Source organism: Candidatus Thiosymbion oneisti, assembly GCF_900092655.1.
GTDB classification, from domain to species: domain Bacteria; phylum Pseudomonadota; class Gammaproteobacteria; order Chromatiales; family Chromatiaceae; genus Thiosymbion; species Thiosymbion oneisti.
Genome location: NZ_FLUY01001874.1, coordinates 1 through 4454, shown reverse-complemented (window position 1 = coordinate 4454; position 4454 = coordinate 1). Strand labels below are relative to the sequence as shown.

Here is a 4454-nt window from a genome sequence, read left to right as displayed (position 1 = left end):
ATCTCGATGATGACCTGTTTGATCGCGCCGTCCTGGGTCTTTATCCGGGCGGAAAAATCCAGCCGATACACGGTGAACGAGCGATTTTCCAACGCCATGGAGGTTTCCTGTGGAAGAAAATCCAGCGCCATGATCTCCTCCTCCAGGATGGTCGAGAGGATTAGGATGGCGATCTCGTTATTCTGCATAAGATACTTGAATACGACATCGTAGATTGGATTGGCAATTTGCATTGAGTTTCACCTCGAGCTTCGGAAATCTGCCCTATCTGACCGATCCGATTTCATCACTTGCGGATAAAAAATGTGGTAGTGGTAAATTTTCAAGTGGTAGAAATTCAGAACGACCAGCGACTGCCGGATATTCCCACTTGAAACTTACCTATTACCCTCACCTACTACCCGATTGGTATCAAGGTTTTCCGATCAGGGCAATCAGTTTTGCCCGGACCTCGGCTAATTCGGAGGCAGCGGCCTGTCCCTTGCGACTCGCCTTGCGCGCAACCCAATCGAGGGATTTCACCTGATCGGCCAGCGCCACACTTGGGGGATTACCGGCGATCAGCACCTCGAACGGATAGCCTTTGATCCTTGTTGTCATAGGACAACAGAGCATCAAACCGGTTTTACCGTTATAGGTTGCCGGGCTGAGCACCAGGGCGGGCCGGTGTCCGGCCTGTTCGTGGCCTGCTTGCGGGTCAAAGCCCAGCCACGCAATGTCGCCGGCCTCAGGCAGGTAGCGGCGAGCCATCGGTTAGAGCGCCTCGTTACCGACCGCCGGGCCAGTGCTGACTTCGGCGTGCAAGTTGTCCGAGGTGATTCCGGCCAGCAGCTGCGCAAGATCGTATTCACGTGGGTGCACTGGCTCAATGACGATGTGTCCGTCTTCTGCGCGCACATCTACCGGGTCGTCCAGGTAAAGGCCGGCGGCTTCCATCACGGTGGCGGGGATGCGCACCGAGGCGCTGTTACCCCATTTTTTCACGAGTGTCTGCATTGTGAGTCCTGCGAGTATCTATGATGTAGATACTGTACAAGACCTCGGGAGGCATTACAACGAGGCTCGAAAATCTCTGCGCCCGGCTCATCCCTGTCCGGGTAGGGGTAGCTCGTAGGATGCGGTGAGCGCCTGTCTGCGTGCAGGGACGCACGGGCAGGCAGCGAACCGCATCTTTAGGATAGCCCGTGCCCAACATCCCCATCTGCGGTTGGTTGGCCGCGGGACAGTTTGAACCGGAATTGAGCCCCCACCTCAGCTGGTGGGCCTGGACAACGACCTGATCCGGTCCACCTTCGCATTGCCGCCCGCGGCCCTGAAGAAGGCCCAGGTCGGGTAGAAGGAAGACGTAGGGTGGGCTGTGCCTACCGGGTAGGCGCCGTATTGGTGGGCACAGCCCACCCTACTTCGTACCTTCATATCAGCTGTAAACCAGGCCCGGCAGCCAGGTGGCGATCTGCGGCCACAGTGCCAGTGCCCCCAACATCAGCAATTGGATGAGGATAAAGGGAATGGCACCGCGGTAGATGTGGCCGGTCTTGACCTGGGGCGGTGCCACCCCACGTAGGTAGAACAGGGCGAAGCCGAAGGGCGGGGTCAGGAAGGAGGTCTGCAGGTTGATGGCGATCATCACCCCGAGCCACACCGGGTCCAATCCCATTCCTAGCAGCACCGGCCCCACGATCGGGACCACCACGAAGGTGATCTCGATGAAGTCGAGGATGAACCCGAGCAGGAACATCACCAGCATCACCAGGGCAACGGCGCTTAGGGTACCGCCCGGCAGCCCGCTGAGGAGCTCGGTCACCAACTCATCACCCCCGAAACCGCGGAACACCAGGGAGAACAGGGCCGCGCCGATGAGGATGAGGAAGACCATGCTGGTGACATTGGTGGTCTGAACCATCACCTCCCGCAGGGTCCCGAGGTCGAGTCGGCGGCGCGACCAGGCCAACAGCATGGCCCCCACCGCCCCCACGGAGGCGGCCTCCGTCGGCGTAGCCACGCCCCAGAGAATGGAGCCCAGCACCGCCACGATCAGCAGCAAAGGGGGCAGGAGCACCAGGAGCACCCGTCGCCACAGCACGCCCGGCGCGATCGTCCGCTCGGATTTGGGGATGGCCGGCACGGCCTCAGGACGCAGCCAGGCCACCCCGAGCAGGTAAAGCAGGTACAGCAGCACCAACACCAGCCCAGGGATGAGGGCGCCGACGAACAGGTCCCCGACCGATACCGTCTCCGGTGCGAACAGTCCCATATCGAGTTGGGCCTGCTGGTAGGCAGCGGAGAGCACGTCACCCAGGAGCACCAGGACGATGGACGGCGGGATGACCTGACCCAGGGTTCCGGAGGCGCAGATGGTGCCCGCGGCGATCCCCGGGCTGTAGCCGCGCCGTAACATGGTGGGCAGGGACAGCAGACCCATGGTCACCACGGTAGCGCCCACGATCCCGGTGCTGGCCGCGAGCAGCATCCCCACCAGGGTCACGGAGATCCCCAGACCACCGCGCAAGGGTCCGAACAACATGGCCATGGTGTCCAACAGGCTCTCCGCCACCTGCGAGCGTTCGAGCATCACGCCCATGAATACGAACAGGGGCACGGCGATCAGGGTCTCGTTGGTCATGACCCCGTAGATCCGGTTGGGAAGGGCGGCGATGAAGGCCGGATCGAACAGACCGAACCAGTTTCCCACCAAGGCGAAGACCAGCGCCGTCCCGCCCAGGGACAGGGCCACCGGATAGCCGGCCAGGAGCACCAGGCCCACCCCCAGGAACAGAAACAGGGGCATGAGCTCAAGCATTGCCGTCGTCCTCGTCCGGCGGGAGGATCCCCTGGACACCGGCCAAAGAGAGCCCGGTACGCAGAATCCAGGCCAACCCCTGGATCAGCACCAGGGCCGGCATGACGATCATCAGGGTCTTGAGCAGATAAACGGCGGGAATGCCTCCCGCCTCCCGCGAGCCTTCCATGACCTCCCAGGACTTGCGTACATAGTCCCAGCCGACCCAGGCGATGAAGATACAAACCGGTATCAGGAGCAGCAGCGTACCCAGGAGGTCCACCCAGGCACGTCCCCGCCGGGACAACTTCTGATAGAAGATATCCACCCGCACATGGCCGTTACGCCGCAAGGTATAGGCCGCCCCGAGCGTGAACAGGGCGGCGTGCATGTAGGTCACCGACTCCTGCATGGCGATCCAGCCCAGATCGAAGGCGTAGCGCAGCACCACCACCAGGAAGGCGATCAGTACCATGAAGAAGGAAAGCCAGGAGACGAGGCGCCCGGTCCGGTCGGCGACCGCTTCCAGGGCGGCAACCAGGGAGCGCAGGGTAACGCCGTTCCCTGGGGGCGACACGCGCTTAAGTCTCATCGGCGGTCTCGTTGATAAGCGTGCGCCGGGGAGTCAGACGGGACATATTCTGGGTTGGGTAAAGATGCGCCGCTGTGGCGGTGCCCACGTCCGACACTAGGATCCCGTTTCTGCATATTTTGCACGTAACCCGTAGGGCGGGAAAGCGTAGCGTATCCCGCCTTCAACCGTTCACCACATCATCGATGCGGTTCGTGCCTCCTCGGGATGCCATCCTGTAAGACCTACCGTGCTCATGGCATCATCGATGCGGTTCGCGCCCCCGGCAGTCCCATCTTGAAGGATCTCCTGCGCTCACCGCATCCTACGGGATTTGCCCGACCTACCAGCTGAACAACACCCACTGGGGTAACGCATTGTTCCAGACCCGATCCCTGCGGGCATCGAGTTGGCCGTCTCCCGTGGTGTCCAGGAGATAGTAGGGGGGGCCGACCTGGGGCTGCACCTTTACCATATAGAGCCGACCGCGCACCCGATACTCGTAGATGGTGTCCTGCCCGGTCTCGATGATGGTGACCTGGGGCTCCACCGTCTCGCCCTGATAGGCCGGAGGCGGTAGCTCGGGCGGCTCCGGGTAGGCCTTGGGCCCGGTTCCGCTGTGGACCGCCGCCGGCAATGCGGCGGTAGCAATGGAGGCGGCGGTAAGGATCAATCGTTTCATCTGGCGTGCGGTCCCGGTCGGCTTGGAAGAAGGTATGTTAATGGAAAGGGGAGGGGATTGCCCATCGAAAAACCGAACCTACAGGGCGAACGTCCATCAAGCCTCCCGAAGAAGATCGGTGCCTTTTGCGACACCCTCGGTGGGAGAGGGGCGAAGCTCGTAGGTTGGGCAAAGCCGGTAGGATGTGGTGAGCGCCTGCCTACCGCCCCAGGGACGCCTGCCTGTGCCTGCCTGTGCGTCCCGCACGCAGACAGGCCGGTACGGCAGACAGGGGGCAGGTAGGCAGCGAACCGCATCTTTGGACGGCGGTGTGCCCAACAAATCATTTAAATATTAACCACTACCCCCCAGAGAGTTAGCCAAGGAGCATCTGCGTCGGATGATCCGGTAGTGGCTCAGTTCGCGAAAAAACGGAAATTGCG

The 4454-nt window shown here is 61.5% G+C and carries 6 protein-coding genes; all 6 read right to left on the bottom strand.

From position 1 onward, the window contains the following. Positions 1-233: hypothetical protein (locus BQ17_RS19920; protein WP_218068371.1), on the bottom strand; the 233-nt coding region annotated here is incomplete at its 3' end. 178 nt (positions 234-411) lie between these two features. Then, complete coding sequence (gene mazF / locus BQ17_RS19915; protein ID WP_089730137.1) at positions 412-750, bottom strand: endoribonuclease MazF; 339 nt, start codon at positions 748-750, stop codon at positions 412-414. 3 nt (positions 751-753) lie between these two features. Further along, positions 754-996 carry an AbrB/MazE/SpoVT family DNA-binding domain-containing protein gene (locus BQ17_RS19910; protein ID WP_089730135.1) on the bottom strand — a complete coding sequence of 81 codons (243 nt, stop codon included), beginning with the start codon at positions 994-996 and terminating at the stop codon, positions 754-756. Between the two features lie 421 nt (positions 997-1417). After that, complete coding sequence (locus BQ17_RS19905; protein WP_089730133.1) at positions 1418-2800, bottom strand: TRAP transporter large permease; 1383 nt, start codon at positions 2798-2800, stop codon at positions 1418-1420. Further along, positions 2793-3371 (bottom strand): TRAP transporter small permease subunit, encoded by a 579-nt coding sequence (locus BQ17_RS19900; RefSeq protein ID WP_089730131.1) that lies wholly within the window; start codon positions 3369-3371, stop codon positions 2793-2795. The genes BQ17_RS19905 and BQ17_RS19900 overlap by 8 nt, the downstream gene beginning before the upstream one ends. 322 nt (positions 3372-3693) lie before the next feature. Beyond that, on the bottom strand, positions 3694-4032 hold the full coding sequence (locus BQ17_RS19895; protein ID WP_089730129.1) for a DUF2782 domain-containing protein: 339 nt from the start codon (positions 4030-4032) through the stop codon (positions 3694-3696). Positions 4033-4454 lie beyond the last annotated feature (422 nt).